Source organism: Pseudoalteromonas sp. MM17-2 (assembly GCF_022347945.1).
Taxonomy (GTDB): Bacteria; Pseudomonadota; Gammaproteobacteria; order Enterobacterales; family Alteromonadaceae; genus Pseudoalteromonas; species Pseudoalteromonas ruthenica.
In genome coordinates this window covers 51,937-71,746 of sequence record NZ_JAKRFV010000008.1, presented here as the reverse complement: position 1 = coordinate 71,746, position 19,810 = coordinate 51,937, and the positions used below count along the sequence as shown (strand labels likewise).

At 48.2% G+C, this 19,810-nt stretch carries 21 protein-coding genes; 8 read left to right on the top strand and 13 right to left on the bottom strand.

Annotated features, from left to right (window positions below):
• Window positions 1–54: 54 nt before the first annotated feature.
• The 11 genes from rpoS to MHM93_RS08910 all read right to left on the bottom strand — a co-directional run bounded on the left by rpoS (window position 55) and on the right by MHM93_RS08910 (window position 7,716).
• Entirely contained in the window at window positions 55–1,035 is a 981-nt protein-coding gene (rpoS, locus tag MHM93_RS08960; protein ID WP_022946468.1) for an RNA polymerase sigma factor RpoS, read from the bottom strand.
• Between the two features lie 67 nt (window positions 1,036–1,102).
• Window positions 1,103–1,951: a peptidoglycan DD-metalloendopeptidase family protein gene (locus tag MHM93_RS08955; RefSeq protein ID WP_239448773.1), complete on the bottom strand. Its 849-nt coding sequence runs from the start codon at window positions 1,949–1,951 to the stop codon at window positions 1,103–1,105.
• A 3-nt stretch (window positions 1,952–1,954) separates the two neighbouring features.
• On the bottom strand, window positions 1,955–2,533 hold the full coding sequence (locus MHM93_RS08950; protein ID WP_045978509.1) for a YqaA family protein: 579 nt from the start codon (window positions 2,531–2,533) through the stop codon (window positions 1,955–1,957).
• 10 nt (window positions 2,534–2,543) lie between these two features.
• Complete coding sequence (locus tag MHM93_RS08945) at window positions 2,544–3,182, bottom strand: protein-L-isoaspartate(D-aspartate) O-methyltransferase (protein ID WP_022946465.1); 639 nt, start codon at window positions 3,180–3,182, stop codon at window positions 2,544–2,546.
• On the bottom strand, window positions 3,172–3,930 hold the full coding sequence (surE, locus tag MHM93_RS08940; RefSeq protein WP_239448771.1) for a 5'/3'-nucleotidase SurE: 759 nt from the start codon (window positions 3,928–3,930) through the stop codon (window positions 3,172–3,174). Before surE ends, MHM93_RS08945 begins: the two co-directional genes overlap by 11 nt.
• Entirely contained in the window at window positions 3,911–4,984 is a 1,074-nt protein-coding gene (locus MHM93_RS08935) for a tRNA pseudouridine(13) synthase TruD (protein WP_239448769.1), read from the bottom strand. Before MHM93_RS08935 ends, surE begins: the two co-directional genes overlap by 20 nt.
• On the bottom strand, window positions 4,981–5,460 hold the full coding sequence (ispF, locus tag MHM93_RS08930; RefSeq protein WP_053910677.1) for a 2-C-methyl-D-erythritol 2,4-cyclodiphosphate synthase: 480 nt from the start codon (window positions 5,458–5,460) through the stop codon (window positions 4,981–4,983). Before ispF ends, MHM93_RS08935 begins: the two co-directional genes overlap by 4 nt.
• Complete coding sequence (gene ispD, locus MHM93_RS08925; RefSeq protein ID WP_239448768.1) at window positions 5,457–6,185, bottom strand: 2-C-methyl-D-erythritol 4-phosphate cytidylyltransferase; 729 nt, start codon at window positions 6,183–6,185, stop codon at window positions 5,457–5,459. The genes ispF and ispD overlap by 4 nt, the downstream gene beginning before the upstream one ends.
• Window positions 6,186–6,201: 16 nt before the next feature.
• Window positions 6,202–6,495 carry a cell division protein FtsB gene (gene ftsB, locus MHM93_RS08920; protein ID WP_022946460.1) on the bottom strand — a complete coding sequence of 98 codons (294 nt, stop codon included), beginning with the start codon at window positions 6,493–6,495 and terminating at the stop codon, window positions 6,202–6,204.
• A complete protein-coding gene (locus MHM93_RS08915) occupies window positions 6,495–7,148 on the bottom strand; it encodes a hypothetical protein (protein WP_239448766.1) in 654 nt (217 codons plus the stop codon). Before MHM93_RS08915 ends, ftsB begins: the two co-directional genes overlap by 1 nt.
• 91 nt (window positions 7,149–7,239) lie before the next feature.
• On the bottom strand, window positions 7,240–7,716 hold the full coding sequence (locus MHM93_RS08910; protein WP_151172330.1) for a DUF2947 family protein: 477 nt from the start codon (window positions 7,714–7,716) through the stop codon (window positions 7,240–7,242).
• Window positions 7,717–7,859: 143 nt separating this feature from the next.
• Between MHM93_RS08910 and MHM93_RS08905 the strand changes: the two genes are divergently transcribed.
• Complete coding sequence (locus tag MHM93_RS08905; protein ID WP_239448764.1) at window positions 7,860–8,705, top strand: MoxR family ATPase; 846 nt, start codon at window positions 7,860–7,862, stop codon at window positions 8,703–8,705.
• Window positions 8,705–9,904: a VWA domain-containing protein gene (locus tag MHM93_RS08900; protein ID WP_239448762.1), complete on the top strand. Its 1,200-nt coding sequence runs from the start codon at window positions 8,705–8,707 to the stop codon at window positions 9,902–9,904. The genes MHM93_RS08905 and MHM93_RS08900 overlap by 1 nt, the downstream gene beginning before the upstream one ends.
• A 68-nt stretch (window positions 9,905–9,972) precedes the next feature.
• On the opposite strand, the gene MHM93_RS08895 is transcribed toward MHM93_RS08900, so the two are convergent.
• Complete coding sequence (locus tag MHM93_RS08895) at window positions 9,973–11,214, bottom strand: divalent metal cation transporter (RefSeq protein WP_239448760.1); 1,242 nt, start codon at window positions 11,212–11,214, stop codon at window positions 9,973–9,975.
• A gap of 221 nt (window positions 11,215–11,435) precedes the next feature.
• Between MHM93_RS08895 and MHM93_RS08890 the strand changes: the two genes are divergently transcribed.
• The 6 genes from MHM93_RS08890 (at window position 11,436) to MHM93_RS08865 (ending at window position 19,198) form a co-directional block, all read left to right on the top strand.
• Window positions 11,436–12,659 carry a hypothetical protein gene (locus MHM93_RS08890; protein ID WP_239448748.1) on the top strand — a complete coding sequence of 408 codons (1,224 nt, stop codon included), beginning with the start codon at window positions 11,436–11,438 and terminating at the stop codon, window positions 12,657–12,659.
• A 1-nt stretch (window position 12,660) separates the two neighbouring features.
• Window positions 12,661–13,089: a hypothetical protein gene (locus MHM93_RS08885; RefSeq protein ID WP_239448746.1), complete on the top strand. Its 429-nt coding sequence runs from the start codon at window positions 12,661–12,663 to the stop codon at window positions 13,087–13,089.
• Window positions 13,079–14,629: a sensor domain-containing diguanylate cyclase gene (locus tag MHM93_RS08880; RefSeq protein ID WP_239448744.1), complete on the top strand. Its 1,551-nt coding sequence runs from the start codon at window positions 13,079–13,081 to the stop codon at window positions 14,627–14,629. The genes MHM93_RS08885 and MHM93_RS08880 overlap by 11 nt, the downstream gene beginning before the upstream one ends.
• A 241-nt stretch (window positions 14,630–14,870) precedes the next feature.
• Window positions 14,871–16,730 carry an alkaline phosphatase PhoX gene (locus tag MHM93_RS08875; protein WP_239448743.1) on the top strand — a complete coding sequence of 620 codons (1,860 nt, stop codon included), beginning with the start codon at window positions 14,871–14,873 and terminating at the stop codon, window positions 16,728–16,730.
• Window positions 16,731–16,796: 66 nt separating this feature from the next.
• Window positions 16,797–18,500 carry a hypothetical protein gene (locus MHM93_RS08870; RefSeq protein ID WP_239448833.1) on the top strand — a complete coding sequence of 568 codons (1,704 nt, stop codon included), beginning with the start codon at window positions 16,797–16,799 and terminating at the stop codon, window positions 18,498–18,500.
• A complete protein-coding gene (locus tag MHM93_RS08865) occupies window positions 18,500–19,198 on the top strand; it encodes a manganese efflux pump (RefSeq protein WP_239448742.1) in 699 nt (232 codons plus the stop codon). Before MHM93_RS08870 ends, MHM93_RS08865 begins: the two co-directional genes overlap by 1 nt.
• 6 nt (window positions 19,199–19,204) lie before the next feature.
• Here the strand turns inward: MHM93_RS08865 and MHM93_RS08860 are convergent, their stop codons facing one another.
• Window positions 19,205–19,711: a DUF3087 domain-containing protein gene (locus tag MHM93_RS08860; RefSeq protein ID WP_239448741.1), complete on the bottom strand. Its 507-nt coding sequence runs from the start codon at window positions 19,709–19,711 to the stop codon at window positions 19,205–19,207.
• Window positions 19,712–19,810 lie beyond the last annotated feature (99 nt).

Here is a 19,810-nt window from a genome sequence, read left to right as displayed (position 1 = left end):
AATTAAGTGCATAAAAAAGCCGCCTTAGAAAGGCGGCTTGTGGGTAATCAGTCATTACATTTGTTCAAATAGACTCTCGGTGTTAAGCCCTTCGTGATGGAGCATATCTTTTAATCGGCGCAATGCCTCCACTTGAATTTGTCTTACCCGCTCTCGGGTGAGGCCAATTTCTCGGCCTACGTCCTCAAGGGTGGATGGCTCGTATCCTAATAAACCAAAGCGTCGAGCCAAAACTTCCCGCTGTTTAGGGTTTAGCTCATCAAGCCAATGCACGATATGATCGTTGATATCTTTACTTTGCACTTCCCCTTCGGGACCACTGCCCTTCTCATCGGCAATAATGTCCAGTAATGCTTTATCGTTGTCACCACCAATCGGGGTATCAACGGAAGAAATCTTTTCGTTTAAACGCAACATTTTAGTCACGTCTTCTACTGGTCGGTCTAAACGCTCTGCAATTTCTTCTGCCGTTGGTTCATGATCCAGTTGCTGCGTCAGTTCACGGGCCGTCCGCAAGTAAACATTAAGCTCTTTAACCACGTGAATCGGTAGGCGAATAGTGCGTGTCTGGTTCATTATCGCACGCTCTATCGTTTGTCGTATCCACCATGTTGCATAAGTTGAAAAGCGAAAACCGCGCTCTGGGTCAAACTTCTCCACGGCGCGGATCAGCCCCAGATTACCTTCCTCAATCAGATCGAGTAGCGCTAAACCACGATTATTGTAACGTCGGGCAATTTTCACAACCAGGCGTAGGTTGCTCTCAATCATGCGTTTTCTTGACGCTTCGCAGCCACGTAAGGCTTTACGTGCAAAGTAGACTTCTTCCTCGGCGCTTAACAGCGGCGAAAAGCCAATTTCACTTAGGTAAAGTTGCGTTGCATCGAGGTTTTTAACATTATCGTCCTTGGCAAAGATCTCTTCCTCAGCATTGCTTTCCTCTACTTGCTCTAGGAGTTCTTCCTTTGGTTCGTCGATAACATTTGTATCAGTGGCGTTGTCTTGTGTGGTTTCAAGTTTTGCAGTGTGACCCATCAGAGTACCCTCCGGTGTAGCGCGGTAAAAATCCCAAACACCTTACTACTGTTTCGTGCTTGTAAAGCTAGGGTAAGTACTTGCTCGGATTGACTGCTTTGCCTCGATACCGGATTTCAAAACGAAGAGCGGTAACAGGGGACTCAGAGCTGCCCATCTCGGCAATCTTTTGCCCAGCTTTGACATCCTGTTTTTCCTGTACTAGTAAACGCGAATTGTGTGCGTACGCACTAAGATAATCATCGTTATGTTTCACTATGATTAAATTACCGTATCCCCGTAGCGCATCACCCGCATACACGACCACACCATCGGCGGCAGCACGAACAGAAGTCCCTGCTCGATTGGCTATCTGCACCCCTTTATAGCCATTTTCTTTGTTAGAGAAACGCTGCGTGACCTTTCCTTGTGCTGGCCATTGCCAGCTCAAAGTTTGAGCTGACCTGTTAGCAGAACGTACTTTTTTGCTAACAGTTTTTTTACTAGGTTGTTTTCGAACATACTCCCGTTGTATCGGCTTCGCAACCTCTTTCTTTAATTTTTTGTTATTTTTTTGTGTTGATTTTGTAGACTTTTTACTCGAGTTACGATATTTTTCTCGCTTTTTCTTTTTTAGCCATTGCGACTCGATGTAAATCAACTGCTTTGGGTAAATAGTGTACGGCGGCTTAATACCATTGATTTGCGCGATTTCCCGGACATCTTTGTTAGCACTAAAAGCAATGGCGTAGAGGGTATCGCCTTTTTGCACACGATAGTGCTCCCCGGTGATATGAATTTTTCGTGACACTTTGGCCCGACCAGTGTCTAGGACAGAAACCGGTGCGGGTGTATTTCGAGACGAGCAAGCGCTCAATAACAAGCAAACCAGTACTATCAAACTGGTGTATTTCACTTGCATAAAGCGCCCTTGCATAGCTTAGCGGTAAACCAAATATAAACCGATGGCCAAGCTAACTACAAGCCAACCAAGCACTTCCACGTATTGTCGCAGTTTCTGCTCCATACGCGCCCCTCCCCACTTCATCAATGCAGCGACAAGAAAAAAGCGTGCACCTCGGCCTACTGCCGATGCCAACAAGAAAGGTAAAAAGGCCATCTGCAATAAACCGGCACCTATGGTAAAGACCTTGTACGGTATCGGCGAGAAGCCAGCTATAAACACCACCCACACGCCATAATGTTCAAACCAAGCGAGTGCTTGGGCAAATTTATCTTGCCAACCCATAGAATGGATAAATGGTTCAACTAAGGGTTCAAATAGCCAAAAACCAAGAAGATAACCTAACACTCCGCCAATAACAGAGGCTAAGGTGGTCAAAATAGCGAAACGCCAAGCTTGTGAAGTTTTCGCTAAGCACATCGGTGCCAGCATGACGTCAGGGGGAACGGGGAAAAATACCGATTCGGCAAAGCTCATCCCTGCTAAGTAGCGCTCAGCATGTCGGTGAGCGGCCCAACGCAAGGCGGCATCGTACAAAGGGGTAAATAACTGCAAGAAAACTTCCTTATATTATGTCGCCAGGTACCAAGGGCACAAAACGCACATCGGCCATAACTTGTTGATTAAATTGATTTCCATGGCGAGTATATACCATTAGCTTTTGTTCAGCATCGCCTATTGGCACAATCATCACACCACCGTCATCAAGCTGCTGGAGTAGCTGCTCGGGAACACTGGATGCTGCGGCAGTCACTATAATGCCCTGAAATGGCGCTTGAGATGCCCAACCTTGCCAACCATCACCATGCTTCATGCTGACGTTATACAAATCAAGCTGATGCAAGCGGCGCTTTGCTTGCCACTGCAACGCCTTGATACGCTCCACCGAATACACCTTGTCAAACAGCTGTGCCAATATAGCGCTTTGATAACCAGAACCGGTACCTATCTCCAATACCTTAGAGCTCACGCCATGCTGGCGCAGCAGTGCGGTCATCTGCGCGACGATAAAGGGTTGCGAAATAGTTTGCCCTTGGCCGATTGGTAAAGCGGTATTCTGATAGGCTTTATGTTTTAGTACCTCATCTATAAATACATGCCGAGGGGTGTGTGCTATAACCTCAAGCACGCGCTGATCAGTCACTCCCTCTTTGGCTAACAACTCTGCCAATGAACTTGCGCTGCGTTGCAGATTACCGATCATCACCAGACTCCAACAGCCACTCCTGCAAGGGAGTAATGCTTTCATGAGCGGTCATATCCACACTCATTGGCGTCACTGCGGCATAGCCTTGACGAATCGCATCAAAATCAGTGCCCGCCCCCGCATCTAGTTCAGGGCCAAGCGAGCCATACCAATACACCTTACGACCCCAAGGGTCACGCTGTGCGGTCATGGTTTTCGCTTTATGACGAGCACCCAATCGCGTTACTTTAATGCCTCTAAGTTCACGGTAAGGCACATCAGGAACATTGATATTAATAATTTGGTCTTTCGGTAATGGGTGGCTCTTGAGCTTTTTGATTATATCAACCGTCACTTGTGCTGCCGTCTCAAAGTGCTCACACTCTGGTCCTACAAGCGACACAGCAATGGCTGGTAAGCCCATGTGTCGGCCTTCAGTGGCGGCGGCCACAGTGCCAGAATAGAGGGTGTCATCACCCAAATTAGCACCATGGTTTACGCCCGCGACAACTAAGTCTGGTTGCTGTTCCAACAATGCATTCAAAGCAACGTGTACACAGTCGGTCGGCGTGCCATTGATACTGATAAATCCATTGTCTAGCTTATGGGCACGCAGTGGGTTCATTAACGTCAATGAGTTACTGGCACCACTGCAGTTTCGATCGGGTGCCACCACATCAACCTCAGCAATTTGCTGCAACGCTTGATATAAAGCGGCTATTCCCTTGGCATGCACACCATCATCATTACTTAGCAATATTCTCATCGTGATTCCTTGTAATACTGTTCTCACTTTGTCGATAGTCAACCAGCTCTCTGAGTAACGCCGTAGCAAAACAGCCTTTTTTTAGACTAAAACTCAGCTCTATGACATTCTCGCTTGGCGCTGCGACGGTTAAGTTTTCAGGGTAAAGACGCAGCATACGGCGCTCCCCTTTAAGCCCTAATTGCGCCAACCCCGCGCACCACTCATTAAATGGTGCCAACCATTGACGCTCTTGCGCCACCAGTGCCTTATCACCCTTACCTACCATGGGGGCAGACAACTCAATATCACCTTGTACTAAGCGGGTGATGTTCTCAGGAGTAATGGCATCAGTGAAAAAGGCGTTACTGCCACTGAGCATAAACACTTCATGTTGCAGGGTTTTGGCAAGACCATGCTCGGCTACTCGCAAACTAACGATCTGATTAAAAATGTAAGACCGGGCGGCAGAGATCACCATCGAGCGCAGCTTTTTATCGCGGATACGCTCACCTTGGAACATCCGCTGCGCCATGGTGAGATTATGCCCGCCATGACCAAAACGTTGCTCACCAAAGTAATTGGGCACTCCCTGACGCACGGCGTTAATACGACTAAGCACCGCTAATGGCTCATCGACCTCACGCAAGCGTATTTTAAAGTGATTCCCCCGGTGACAACCGAGACGCAAACGGCGACCGTGGCGTTGCTGCTCAGTAACAAAGATTGACTCATCATTTAGGGCACTGAAGTCAATATGCTTTTTTATCGGAACAGGAACACTAAACCACTGGCTACACACACCTTGGCGGTCTTTTTGCCCGGCGTATGCCACCTCTCTAGGAGCCACCTGTGCAAGCTTGGCAATGGCTTTGGCGACCGCCTGTGTATTAACACCACGTTTGATTATATGAATACAAACATGCTCACCTTCACCATCGAGCTCAAATCCAAGCTCTTCGTCGACCATAAAGTCTTCGGCGTGCTCTTTAAACAGCGCTTTTGCGCTTGGCTTGCCGTATAAATAGTTCAGCTCAGCTAAAGGCTGCTCCCAGGATGATACTGCGTCACTCATGACGATTCGACCAACAATGCCACCGCATGACTGGCTATTCCTTCTTTGCGCCCTGCGAAACCGAGCTTTTCAGTGGTCGTTGCCTTAACATTGACTTGATCCATGCGCACCTGTAAATCATCGGCTAAACATTGGCGCATAGCATCAATATGAGGGCGCATTTTCGGTGCCTGAGCGACAATAGTGACATCAACATTGCCCACCGCGTAGCCCTTGTTATTCACTTCCTGCATCACCCGGCGCAGCAGTATACGGCTATCAATACCAGCAAATTCGGCACTGGTATCAGGAAAGTGTTTGCCGATATCCCCCAATGCCAACGCCCCGAGTAAGGCATCACATAAGGCATGAATAGCAACATCGCCATCGGAGTGGGCAATAAAGCCTTGCTCATAATCGATGCTCACGCCGGCAATCACTAGCGGCCCTTCACCACCAAAGCGGTGTACATCATAGCCATGACCAATGCGGATCATACAAACTCCGTTACTTGTTGGGCCAAAAGAAAGTTTGCTAACTGTAAGTCTTCTGGCGTGGTTATTTTGAAATTATCACTGCGTCCGGTGATTAAGCGTACCGGATGTCCAGCCCACTCCATGGCTGATGCTTCGTCAGTAATGTTGGCACCCGCAGCGAGCGCATCGCGCAGCGCTTGGCGCAAGAGCTCATAAGGAAAGAATTGCGGCGTCAACGCTTGGTATAAATGCTCTCGCGGTATGGTCATGTCGATAAACTCGCCGTCATCTTCACTATTGCAGCCGCGCTTGCACCCGCGCTTTATCGTATCGCGCACCTTGGCGGCCAAAATGCCACCTTGCTTTGCAGCGCAGCATTGCGCTATCAGATTATCGATGTCATGTGCACACACTAATGGACGTGCCGCATCATGCACCAAGACCCAATCAGGGCTTTGTTGCTCTATGGCATCCAGCGCCGCCAACACCGAGTCTGCGCGCTCACGGCCTCCGGCGACAGTACTAATAACCTGTTTATTGATGGCGAGCGTGGAAAAGTAATCATCAGCTGCACTGATGGCCACTTTAATGGCGCTGATCTCGCCTACTTTCATAAGCTTATTCAGGGTGTGCTCTAAGACTGTTTTGCCCTGCAGTTCGATGTATTGCTTGGGTGTGCTTGATTGCATTCGGGAGCCCACTCCCGCAGCGGGAACGATGGCAACAATGCGAGGTTGTGTCGTCATATAAATTCAGTAACTATTATTCTTTTCTAAGCGATTGCTTGCTCGGTAAAACGCGGTAAAACACCTCACCGGGTTTGATCATCCCAAGTTCGTGGCGGGCCCGCTCTTCTACCCCCTCCAAATCCAACTTCAGGTCCTGGATATCTGCCTCAAGCAGTTTATTACGTTTACTTAATTGTTGATTAGTAAGCTCATGGCTGGCGACCGCTTTACGCAGCCGGGTGTAATCCTCAATGCCATTATGACCAAACCATAACAGATACTGTAAGTAAAAAAACAAAGCCACGAGGCCTAATTGAAATAGGCGCATTATGTATCCTTTACAGGCAATGGTTGCCTGAAGTTTTTCCAGTTTATTCGTGTTGTTAACAGCATTTCCCGCAAGCTTAATGTGCGCGGCGATGTGACCTTGTGTTGCTGCCAACGGTGGCCACAGCAGGCCGGCGTAAAATGCTTCTTGCTAGGCCATAACAGCGTCACTTTTTGATGTTGTATGCGGCTATCTTGATACTGACCCTGCAAATCAAACCACCCGCTTTGATTACAATGCACTCGGTTACTACTGACTTGATCAAGCGTATCGAGCATTACATACTGCATTCCTTGCTGCGCCACCAATACCGGGACTAGCATGCCAATTTGCGCAAAGCGACTATAAAACGCATGATTTTTCTCGCTATCTGGTACTGGCGCCTTAGTGGCCTGCTTGGCAATCCAACTGCCATTTTGCCCATCTAAGGTTAACGGGCTATGACCACGAACGATGTGAAACGCCGCGCGCTCGACATAATAAGGTAAGCTGGCTAGCATACGCGCCACACGAGCCGCATCACCGCTAGGTTCAAGGTGCTGGCTTAAGCGCTGTAGTTCTCGAGCATAAAAGGCATTACACAACTCAGCATAGAGCACCCGCTGCTGATCCAGCGCAAATAAATCGGCCTGCTGCGATGACGGTTGCTGCACAATACCTCCTAGTCGTAGAGGTTAAGTTTATACCATAGTTGTGCAAAATTTGAGAAGCATGATATCTGTCCGATGCTTCAAGATACTCGCGCTATTTCGGTTGCTCACCCAGGCGGGCAAAACCTGTTTCCATGAATTGCACCACTTGAGGGCGTTTTTTGCCGATCAAAATGCTGCCATCAGCTAAAAACATAAAGTTTTGCCAATGTTGTTTAAACACATCAAACCGAGTTTCGATAACCTCATCACGGCTATTACAAAAGTAGACTGTGGTGTTGTCTTGCCAATCTAAATGACTAAGAATCTGCTCAGGGATTGCTGTTTCATCTTCGAATGCCTGCTCCCAAAACACCTCTTGCGCTTGCCAGTGCTGCGCTTGGCATAGCCAATCATCTTCGCTAAAGAAATCCGGGTGATCCTTATCTCGACTGATAAAGGTCGACCACAGCACCGCAGAACGGGTTGGCGTCATCGGTTTTATCTGCGCCAACTGTTGTGGGGCTATCAATAGCTCTTGGTGCTTAAACACCCAAGCCTTTGCGTATTCATCCAAACACAAATAATTCATTCAATATGGCAACTTATCGCAGCGCGAAACAATATCGGCCATTATACCTGTGTTAGCGAGCGCTGTCACAGCATGACTTGGTGTACAAATCGAACTATGGCAGACTAAGCACATTGATGTCAGACCAGTAATAGGATTATTCCGTGCATTTCGATTCTACCGACCACTACATTGCCAGTAGCGCCTTAAAACAAGCGGTTAACGCAGCTATTGCCCTACAAAAGCCGCTGCTGATCAAAGGCGAACCCGGAACAGGAAAAACCTTATTGGCTGAAGAGCTTGCAAAAAGCGTAGGCAGTGAACTGATTCAGTGGCATATAAAGTCCACCACCAAAGCGCAGCAAGGGCTCTACGAATATGATGCGGTATCTCGCCTTCGTGACTCGCAACTAGGGGATGAGCGTGTCCATGATATCGGCAATTACATAGTTAAAGGGAAGTTATGGCAAGCGTTTGCGAGCGATGAACAAGGTCCGCGTCCGGTGCTGTTAATTGATGAAATCGACAAAGCAGACATCGAGTTTCCGAACGATTTACTGCTAGAGCTCGATAAGATGGAGTTTTTTGTCTATGAAACCGGTGAGCGCGTAGTCGCTAAACAACGCCCTATTGTCATTATCACCTCCAACAATGAAAAAGAACTTCCCGATGCCTTTTTACGCCGTTGCTTTTTCCACTACATCGACTTCCCAAGTCCACAAGAAATGCAGCAAATTGTCGATGTTCACTACCCCGACATTAAGCAAACGCTATTGCGTGAGGCGCTAGAGGTGTTTTTTGGCTTGCGCCAAGTCGATGGCTTAAAGAAAAAGCCTTCCACCAGCGAGCTTCTCGACTGGCTTAAGTTGTTAATGGCTGAGGACATCAGCCCCGAGGTGCTGCAACAAAGCGCAGATAAAGGCGGGTTAATGCCCTTATTTGGTGCCCTGCTTAAAAACGAGCAGGATGTGTCGTTAATTGAAAAGCTTGCGTTTATGAGCCGCCGCTAATGTTAATTGAGTTCTTCTTCATCCTGCGTAAGTATCGCTTGCCTGTCAGCCTGCGCGAGTTGCTGGATTTGTTAGCGGCCCTCAAAGCGGGCGTAGTATTTGCCGATACCGAAGGTTTCTATCACCTTGCTCGCACTGTTATGGTCAAAGATGAAACTCATTTCGACCGTTTTGATAAAGCCTTTGCCGACTATTTCGAAGGCATAGAAGATGTCGATTTACTCGAGGCGCTGAAAGCCCAGCATACGCTTCCAGATGAGTGGCTACGCAAAGAGTTTGAAAAGCACTTAAGCGCTGCAGAAAAAGAACAAATAGAGGCCATGGGCGGTTTAGATAAGCTCATGGAAGAACTAAAGAAACGCTTTGAAGAGCAACAAAAGCGCCATGCCGGTGGTAATAAATGGATAGGCACCGGCGGCACCTCGCCCTTTGGTGCTTTTGGCTACAACCCCGAGGGTATTCGCATTGGCCAACCAGGGTCACGGCAGCGCCGCGCGGTAAAAGTGTGGGATAAACGCCAGTATCGTAACCTCGATAGTAGCGCAGATATCAGCTCTCGGACCATGAAGCTGGCATTGAAAAAACTGCGTAAGTTTGCCCGTACCGGAGCCAGCGATACCTTAGATTTACCTGAGACTATTCGGGCAACGGCGAAACAAGGGGGCATGTTGGATGTAAAAATGGCACCCGAGCGCCATAACGCCGTAAATGTCATTATGCTGTTCGATATTGGCGGCTCCATGGATGACCATATTCACCTATGCGAACAGTTGTTCAGCGCCGCTCATGGTGAGTTTAAACACCTAGAGTTCTTTTACTTCCATAACTGCGTGTATGAACACCTATGGCAAGATAATGACCGTCGTCACGACCAAGTCATTGATACCCACAACCTGATGCAGCGCTTTGGTAGCGATTACAAAGTCATCTTTGTCGGTGATGCCACCATGGGTCCATACGAGATAGCCTACCCGGGAGGCAGTGTTGAGCACTGGAATGAAGAGCCTGGCGCGTTATGGCTACAGCGCATTACCCAACATTTTGACAAAGTGGTGTGGCTCAACCCACAGCCACAATCGCATTGGCGTTATTACCACTCCATCGAGATGATAGACCAGCTCATGGCAAGCAACGAGCAAAGCCGCATGTTTCCGCTCACCCTTGATGGTATTAGTGCAGCAATTAAAGCGTTAACTTAGCTGTGGCAACATGGAATAACATCTAGATCAGAAAAAGCACATTATTGTTTTCGCAAATCCACCGCTGTTTAACTCGGCCAAAACTGTAGGGCGACAAAACCCAGGCTAAAGCTAATTAAATAGGCCATGCCCAACCAGCTTAATATTTTTAACCAAGTTGGCTGATTGATCTTTGCTTGTTTGACCAAACGCATATTAAGCCATGCAAATACCGGCGTGGTTAAAAAGGCAAGGGTCATGGCAAAGGTAAGCATTTCTTTTAAGTTGCTTTTAAAAAATAAGATCACTGCCATCCCGGCACCCGCTTGCAGTATCAACCAAGAGTGGAGATGACGTGGTAGCAGCCGACGATTCATTAGCTTGGCACTGGTAAACAGCGTGCGGGCATAGCCATCTAGCACCGTAAGCGTGGTGCCCAACATACATAAGAAGGCCACGGCGGCAATCAGCCAACGCGACCACTCACCTATGGTTTGCGTATACATATCGATGAGCTGCTGTGCAAACGCGACCCCAGCCAAAGCAATCTCACTGCTGCTGCCGTATTGTATCAACACCCCTAAGGCAAAAAATACCACTGCCAAGAGCGCGGTGACCACATACCCCAAGTTAAAGTCGAATAAGCCAGTGTTTGTCGTTATCGTGGTATTGCGCCGCTTTGCTTGCAGCCACAATGAGTTAAGCGCGGAGATTTCGATAGGGGCGGGCATCCACCCCATCATCACTACAATAAAGCTCAGCGCCGCCAGAGAAAAGAGGTCGGGCGCTTGAAACTCTGCGCTCATCGCCATCGGTGCACCGCCGCTTTGCACCCAGGCAATGGCCAATGCACCTAGCGTGCTCAACGCCAGTACCGCCATAATTACTTTAGCCACGCTGTCTAAGGCGCGATAATGGCCTAACAATAGCAATATCAGACAAAACAGCAGTATCAGGGCTGATAACGCCGTTAACCCAAGCGCTCCACCGAGCATATAATGGGCCAGCGCCGCCGTTAATAGCAGTACCCCAGCAGTGTTAACAACCGCTGCAATCAGGTTCAAAGCCACAAAGCTATAAAAAAATCCAGGCCCCTGCTTTTTGTAACCCTCGACTAGGTTGTCGTTGGTCGCCAAGGTGTAATGCACGCCGAAGCGAAAAAAAGGGTATTTAAGCGCATTCACGGCGATGATCAGCCATAACAATGGCCACCCAAATAACGCCCCGGCTTGGGTCGAAGCAACCAGGTGTGAGCCGCCGATGGCGGCGGTCGCCATTAATATTCCCGGCCCTAAAGCCTTTACATACTGCGCATAATTCACTAACTGCATGGGTTTTTCTTATATTTTTTTCTAGGCTCTCAGGCTAGGTGGAATCATCATTCAATTCAAGTACATAGTGCACTATTTTTAATCAACTTAGGTGCTCAAATAGCAAACAGGACTGACCACTTAGTTGCCAGTTGCAGCTAACCTTCTTATAATTCGCCGCGATTCGTAAGCAAGGAGCCCACATCAGGCTCCTTTTTTTATGGCTAAATTTCAGAGGCATCATGGGCTTATTTCGTTCACTTAGTGGTTTTTCATTGCTTATTAGTAGCGCGGCAGCACTGGCACAACCCGCTCAACTTAGCGGCTTTGCCACTGTCGGCGTAAGCTATAATGAATCCGAGCAATACGGGTTTCGTACTGATGTATCGGTAACCGATGGTAAAACAAACTCTGAATTAGACTTTTCCTCGTTGTCGCGATTAGGCATTCAGTTACACAAGCAGTTTAATACTCAGTGGGGCTTTACAGGCCAGTGGGTACTCAAAAGCCACCCCGACTATAGCCTGGGCGATGTTACCCAACTGGCATTTTTAAGTTACTCACCAAAGCCAAACTGGACCATCAAAGCCGGGCGTACCGCGTTTGATTTGTTTATGATGAGTCCTTATCGCAACATAGGCTATGCCTATACAGCGACCCACGCACCCATTGAGTTTTATGGCCTTATTCCCCATCGCAGCATTGATGGTATCGAACTATCTTCAGCCCACGCCACCGATCAGGGGATGTTCTCCACACGCTGGTATTACGGCAAGTCAAAAGATTACCTTACAAATTCCGATTTTCAATGGCGAATTGCTCTTGATGATATCGCTGGCGCTACGCTCACACTAGAGCAAGGTAACTGGCTTTGGCGAGCCAATTATACTCAAGCCTATATCGATAATGAGCCCGACCATTACGCCCAACTACGCGAGCTGGCGCAAAGTGTGCCTGAACAAATCTGGCCTCAAGCACAAGATATTGCCAAGCGTTTAAAAACGGTGAATACACGGTTGCAATACGTGACCTTAGGCGCAAAGTACGATAACGGCCAGTACTATGTGCAATCGGAAATTGCCCGTGTCAGTGCTGATTCAGACATTCTCACACATTTGCACAACGGTTATGTCGTGTTCGGCACAAGGTGGCAAGATTTCACGGTGCAACTGGGTTATTCAGTGACGCACGGCAAGCGCCAGCAGATTGATAAACCACGGCTAACAAACCCCCTCGCCGATGAACTCCATTTTCGTATAGAGCGTGGTTTAAACTATTACATCAACGATCAGTCAACGACCTCGCTCAGCACCCGCTATGATTTTCGCGCTGATATGGCGGCTAAACTGCAGCTCGAGTACATTGATTTAGACAGCAGCGATAACCAATTTATGCTACGCCGCGAATTGCTTACTACGCCAGAATCATTCACCGTTGTAAGCGCGACGGTTGATTGGGTGTTCTAGTATGAGAGCCTTCATCATCACGTGCGTACTTTACGCTTTATTGAGCGCTGTTGCATACGGACAAGAAAAAATAGCCGTTATAGTTAATAAGGCAAACCCTACGCAAAGTTTAACCACCAAGCAGTTAGTTGACTTGTATATGGGTCGACTTATCGCTTTTCCCTCTGGGGAACATGCCGCACCTTTGGACATGCAACCGGATTCATTGCTGCGTGAGCAGTTCTATCAAGGTCTAACTAAGCGTCCGATTGGCAGCATTAATGCGTATTGGTCTCGGGTCAAGTTCAGTGGCCATGCAAAGCCGCCTTTAACTATGGCAAGCAGCGCTGAGGTAATAAAAAGGGTCCGAGAAATTGACAATGCCATCGGCTATGTAAAGCTTAAAGAAGTCACTAACGACGTGAAGGTAGTTTATACTCTTGTTCAATAAACATAGCCTGATCCTGCGCTTAGCCATTGCGCTTGTACTCACTTCGTTAATCGTTGGCGTTATCGCAGTGAAATACTATTACCGTAGCGTCTACCAGCAGGAGGTAGAGAAAGCCAACCTTGCAATTGCTCAGCTGCATATGACAGTCTCGAGCACTGCCTCTATTGCCGCTTACTTGCAAGACGAAGACTTAGCAATCGAAGTTATCAGTGGCCTGTTAAAGAACGACAGTATTCTTGCCGCGCAAATCCAAGGCACTCAGCCATTAGCCAGTCAAGGCGAAGGTGATTGGCAGCAAGCAAAAACTTTCACCTTGTATAATCCCTTTTTTGCCAATGAGGCGGTCGGACAAATGCGTCTATTGCCAGCGTGGTCAATGATAGAACAGCGAGCACGGTCAATAGCACAATCCAGTGCGCAACTATTGGTCTTTCAAACCCTCGTGGTATTACTCACCTTTACAATTTTGGCTTATTTTATAATTACCAAGCCGATGGCAAGACTTAACACTCAGCTTAAGGGCATCACTCCTGGCGGCGATAATCGCTTACATACCCCATTCGCGCACAACGCCAGTGAAATTGGCGAAATTACCCACAGCATTAACGCTATGCTCGCGCAAACAGAGCGGCTCTTTAACCAAGAGCGAGCTCTGCGCTCTGAGGTACAAAAGCTAGAAGGTCGGCTACGGTTGTTATTCGAGCATGCGGCGTCGGCAATGATCCTTGCCCGCCGCGAAGGCAATATCATCCTTTATAACGCATCCACAGAGCGGCTGTTTAACCGCCTCGGTATTCCTTTGGAAAAGGATTTGTATCAGCTTGTGGCGCGCACTTTTAATGAGCCTGAAAAAATCATCCGCTCTATTCGCAACTCCTTAGATCAGCATGATATTGCTACCGGTGAGTACCAGCTATGCACTGACTGCCTACAGGATTGCATTTGGGCTCATATCCTTGTTACTCGCAGCTATGGTAAGGAACAAGATACCTACCTACAGATTTTTATTAATGATATTACTCGCCACAAAAAAATGGTCGCTGAGCTTAACGAAGCAGCCACCACAGACCGTTTAACAGGCTTATTTAACCGTCTAGGAGGCGAACAGGCGGCGCAACAACGCCTTGATAACAACCAAGACATTACCTTGATGTTAATTGATCTTGACGGCTTTAAACCGATCAATGATGTGTATGGCCACGACGCAGGCGACGACATCCTTTGCCATGTGGCAACACAACTACAACACCATGTGCGCAAAGAGGATGTATGTATTCGTTGGGGTGGTGATGAGTTTGTCATCATTCTCGATGCGCTTGAACAAACACCAGCGTTACACCTTGCCGACAAACTCCGAGAGGCGCTCAGCCAAGCCACACAGTTGGACAATGGCGAGCAAGTAAGTGTTGGCGCCAGCATAGGTATCGCCACTTCCCCTGGACACGGTACCACCTTGCACGATCTGGTGATTGCCGCCGATCAAGCCATGTACAAGGTAAAAAACCAGCAAAAAAATGCCGTTGCTATGGCTGATATTTAGCAAGACTCAACACCTATATTTTGATATAGCTGATGCGCATCCCCCTCTACAAAAATGTTATAAAGTCACATTAGTGTATTATAAGTACCACAAAAAGGTCTTCTTTTGTCCATCACTTTGCAATAACCGCTCCCTAGTATAAGCCCCGCTTTCAACAGGCAATTATCGCTGCAGCGAGACCTTAGGTCGCAGTATCGACTGCAACACTGATTAAATAACTATAAGTGAAGGGGCGTTTCACATGCTTAATACTAAGCTAAAATTATCTTTTTTGACTGCTTCCATGGTCTTAGCGTTGGCAGCCTGCGATGGCGACGACGGTGAACAAGGTCCGCAAGGCCCAGTTGGCGAACAAGGCCCAGCGGGACAGGATGGCGCCGATGGCCAAGATGGAGCAAATGGCGAAGACGGCGCAAATGCACAAGCAAGTGGTAAATTAACACGCTTGGCAACAGTACCTGCTGGGGCTGAAGTGACCGGTGCATTCTTAACTCGTCAGGGCGATTTGTTTTTCAATGTTCAGCACCCTGATGACACCAATGCCGCCATGGATGAATTCAATGGCCGCGCGATTAATCGTGGTACCGTAGGCGTATTAGCGGGCGTAAACTTCAACCAACTGCCAAAAAATATCGTCAGCTCACCCGTGCCAGAGTCGGATTATGAGCGCCAAACTGTGGTGTCAGCGGTAGGCCAATACCAAGTGTTAGGCCAGACCGGTGATACCTTTGCTGATTTAGGTGATAAAGGCTTGCCCGGTGGGTTAGGTGTACATTACTCCATGGTCGGTAATGAGAAAATTATTGAGAATGAAAACCCAGATTTTAACGGTTTTATCCCGACTAGCGACAATGAGGGCTACTTATTCACTAACTGGGAGTCATATCCTGGGGGAGTTAGCCGCTTAAAGCTTAGCAAAAATAATCAAGGTACTTGGTCAATCGCTGAAGCCATGATGGTTGATTTCGATAATGTTTGGGGCACCGCAGCTAACTGCTTTGGCTCAGTGTCTCCTTGGGGCACCCCATTAACCTCAGAAGAGTGGATTGTGCGTTCAAGCGTTGACTCAACCACCGATGCCAGCTGGAATGATCCAGCAGACACCAGTACCGATGGTCTTGAGATGCTTACAGCACCTGATTTCCCTAACCCCTACCGTTATGGTTACATTGCTGAAATCACCGCGCCCACCAGCGCCAATCCAGAAGTGGTAAAACACTACACTATTGGCCGCTATGAGCATGAAAACTCAGTGGTCATGCCGGATAGAAAAACCGTGTATTCGTCACAAGATGATACCGGTGGGGTGTTGTTTAAATTTGTCGCCGATACCCCGGAGGATTTGAGTGCTGGCACACTATACGGGGCAAAATTGACTCAGGATGAAGGCCTTAGTGACCCGGCGGTCACAGGATTTGATGTTGAATGGGTGGCTCTGGCCAGTGGCGATAACACCACAATTGCAGCTTGGATTGCTGATTATGACGGCATTGATACCAGTGATTATGTTGCAGGGAAAACCAGCTATATGAGCATGGCTGACGTACAGGCCTGGGCTGATGGCGCCACTCATTACCCAAGTGAAGCACAAGGCGGAAGTCCTATTACCGCTGGTGAGCCTATGGATGACCGCGCGGCCTTTTTAGAGTCTCGCCAAGCAGCTCGCTTAAAAGGAGCCACCGCAGAGTGGCGTAAGCTCGAAGGCATTAGTATCAATCATGACCGCGTCATGGAAGCAATCACTGGCCAAGATATGATTGCCGATGAAATCGTCACCGAAGCGTTTATGTATATTGGTATCGCTGATATCGATAACACCATGATTGACGATGAAGGAGACATGCAATTATCCAATCGCGTGGAAGACTGTGGTGGCCTATATCGTGCACACATAGATAGCAACTACAGCCTCACTCGTATTGAGCCTGTGGTAATGGGCTCCACCTATCGCCGCAGTCTTGATGGCGCAGCACGTTGTGACGTAGAGCAGTTATCACAACCAGATAACACCATCGTCATGCGCGATGGTCGCGTGATCATCGGTGAGGATGGATTCCAAGAAAACAACACCCTTTGGTTGTACGACCCAGCGGGCAACTAATCCTCGCACTCTATGAGGGGGCTGCCCCCTCATTTACCTATAACTTCCCATCGGTGTGCCATTATGATGAAACTTAACTCGGCGCTGGCCCTTGCACTGGCTGTTTTGCTGTGTGCATGCTCGGAACAACAGCGTACGCAACCATTATTAACGACTACAACTACCAGTGAGAGCGCAGACTTTGCCTACCAGCCCACAGAGCAAATTCCTGCAACCGCTTATTTAAAGCATGGTGCAGTGTATAACCCTGAGTCGGTGATCCCGCCGCAGTGCTACACTAAAACACAAGGTAAACATAACCCTTGCTACGCCTGTCATCAGACAGACCGCCAAGACAGCAAACGTCCGAACCAAATGAATGATGGTAATCTGCAAGGTGAATACCAGTTCTCGGATTTGGGAATGAAGAATCATTGGCGTAATTTATTTATTGACCGCAGTGAGATGATCGCATCTATTTCCGATGAAGAAATAAAGCAGTGGATTAACGAAGATAACTATTCGCCATTTATTGAAAAACTGCAGGCAGACAGCGAGTGGCAAGGTGAAATAGCGCATATTCAAAACCTTGCTTATCCGCAGCAAGCCTTTGATGAGCTTGGTTTTGCTCGCGACAAGAGCCACTGGGTTGCGTTTAATTACAAGCCCTTCCCTAGCACCTTTTGGCCCACCAACGGCTCCACCGGTGATGTGATGATCCGCCTTGGTGCCCCCTTTCGTGAACTTAACGGGCAATATAATCAAGATGTATACATTGCCAACCTCAGCTTAGTGGAGATGGCCATTAAGGGCTTAGAGCAATTGAGTACGCCTTCTATCTCCGAGCAAGCGATCGGTGTAGATCTTAACGGCAACAACCGGCTCGAAAAGCAAGTACAAGCTATTAGCAAACGCAGTCACTACTTAGGCGATGCCCAAGATATCGAATTGGCTTACCAGCTCTACCCTCAAGAGACTGAGTTTTTACACACCGTGCGTTACATTGGCGTGGACCCACAAGGGCGTATTTATAATGCACCACGCATGAAAGAAGTACGCTACATGCGCAAACACAACTTTAAATCAAAAGCACGCTTGGCCTCTTTCTATTACAGTGAGGCGAAAGAGAAGCACTTCGAGAAACTGCCACGCACTCGACCATTGGGTGATAAAGGCATTAATAATATGTTTGGGTGGACCATCAATGGCTATATCGAAGATGAGCAAGGGCAACTACGCCACCAAGACATTCAGGAAATGGCATTTTGCAATGGCTGCCATAAAACCGTGGGAGCGACGTTTGATCAAACCTTTTCCTTTCCACGCAAAGTCACAGGGCGAGAAGGTTGGGGCTATATAAACTTGGCAAGTATGCACGATGCACCCAATATTGGTGAAACCCAAGGCGAGTTTTTAACTTACCTTCAACGAGTGGGAGGTGGCGATGAGTTCCGACAGAACAAAGAAATGCTGCGACGTTGGTTCAACTCAGATGGCAGTGTGAATAAAGCTAAGGTGACAGCCATCGACAGCATTTACGAGTTGATCACTCCCTCACCACGGCGAGCACTGGACCTAAATAAAGCGTATCGCACAATTGTTGCTGAGCAGAGCTATTTATTTGGCCGTGATGCAACCATTGCCAAGGCTACTAACGTATTACAGCAAGTAGATGAATCCCAGGCGCCACTCGAAGAGCAACATCGGTACGTATGGGATATGCGCCTAGACTGGGAGCATGCTCAGCGACGCGATGAAGCCCGCACGCCCACTGTTCAGGAGAGTGAGTGATGGGCACACCCATAGAAGCTTTTGTATTAGCAAGTCTGCTCATGGGCTTAGGAATTGGTGCTGATGTAGCCATCGCCACCCTAACCCAAGCCAAGCAACTCACCAGTCGGCGCAGCGTATTCACTTGGATAGCGGGGGTCACACTAACACATACGGTGTTTCCTATGCTTGGTTACCTCGCGGCTTATTTTAGCGTGCAGCAAGTCCCCTTACTCACTCCAATTGTCGGAATTATCGCATTCATATTTGTAGGTTATTACTTGCTCAGTGAGTATCGCGGTAATAGCGAGCACGCCCCTAGTATAGACCCCAAATTACTGAGTGCGGCACTGATCATTACTGTTAGTTGGGATGCACTATGGTCGGGGCCGGCCAAATCAGCACAAGTCATCGACTGGGCGCAGTGGATGGTGTGGTTATCATTTGTGATAGTGGGTCTGGTGGTCGCGCTCTTGGCAGTTGCTAGCTTACACCTTGGCCGCAAAGCTGTGCTTTATGCGCCAACGCATTTCAGCCACCAGTTTGGCCTGTGGTTACAGTATTCGGTGATCAGCTATTTCGCGGTACTGGCTTTGCTGCGCTATACCTTTGTTTGGGATACCCCTTGGTGGGCTATTTGGGCACTGTGTGCAGTTATTAACGCACTACTATTAGCGCTTCGCAAGGTAGGCCAAGCGGGCACACCTAAGTGTGCTTAGCCAAGCTTAAAATTGCTTAAGGGTGCTGCTGTGATAACGCTCCGCGCTGGGCTCAACTTGGTAACGTTCGGCTAAGGTGTCAAGTTTGGCCTGCTCCAGTGCTAATTCATCCATGGTGATGGTGTTATCGTCAAGTTGCCAAAGCTGGCGCGAACCAGAATAACTGAATTGCAAGGCATGCATGGCCTCGACATTGCCTTGCTCCGCCGCCGCCTTAATTTTACGCAGGCGGCGCGTGATCTGATTCAGCGCCTGTTTTAAATGCCATACATACAGCACTTCTCGCAAATACGGGTGGTGCTGCACACGTTTAAGCACCAAGGAAATAGCCACACAGGTGATAATCACGCCGAGCAAATTCCAGTGAAAATGACTGCCGGATGCACTGGGAAAAGCGATAATCAGTAATCGCGCAATGCCGAGACTCCCCAAGACCAAGGCACCAATACAGGCAGCTAAAACTCGGTTTAAATGCTTTCTATAACGCGCTTTATCGATTTGCTGTAACTTCATAAGGGCAACCACAGATATAAAAACACAGCGATTATAGCAAGCGCTGCGAGCAAAGTACTATCACTTATGGATAAACACTGGCCCACAGTCACCGGCTAT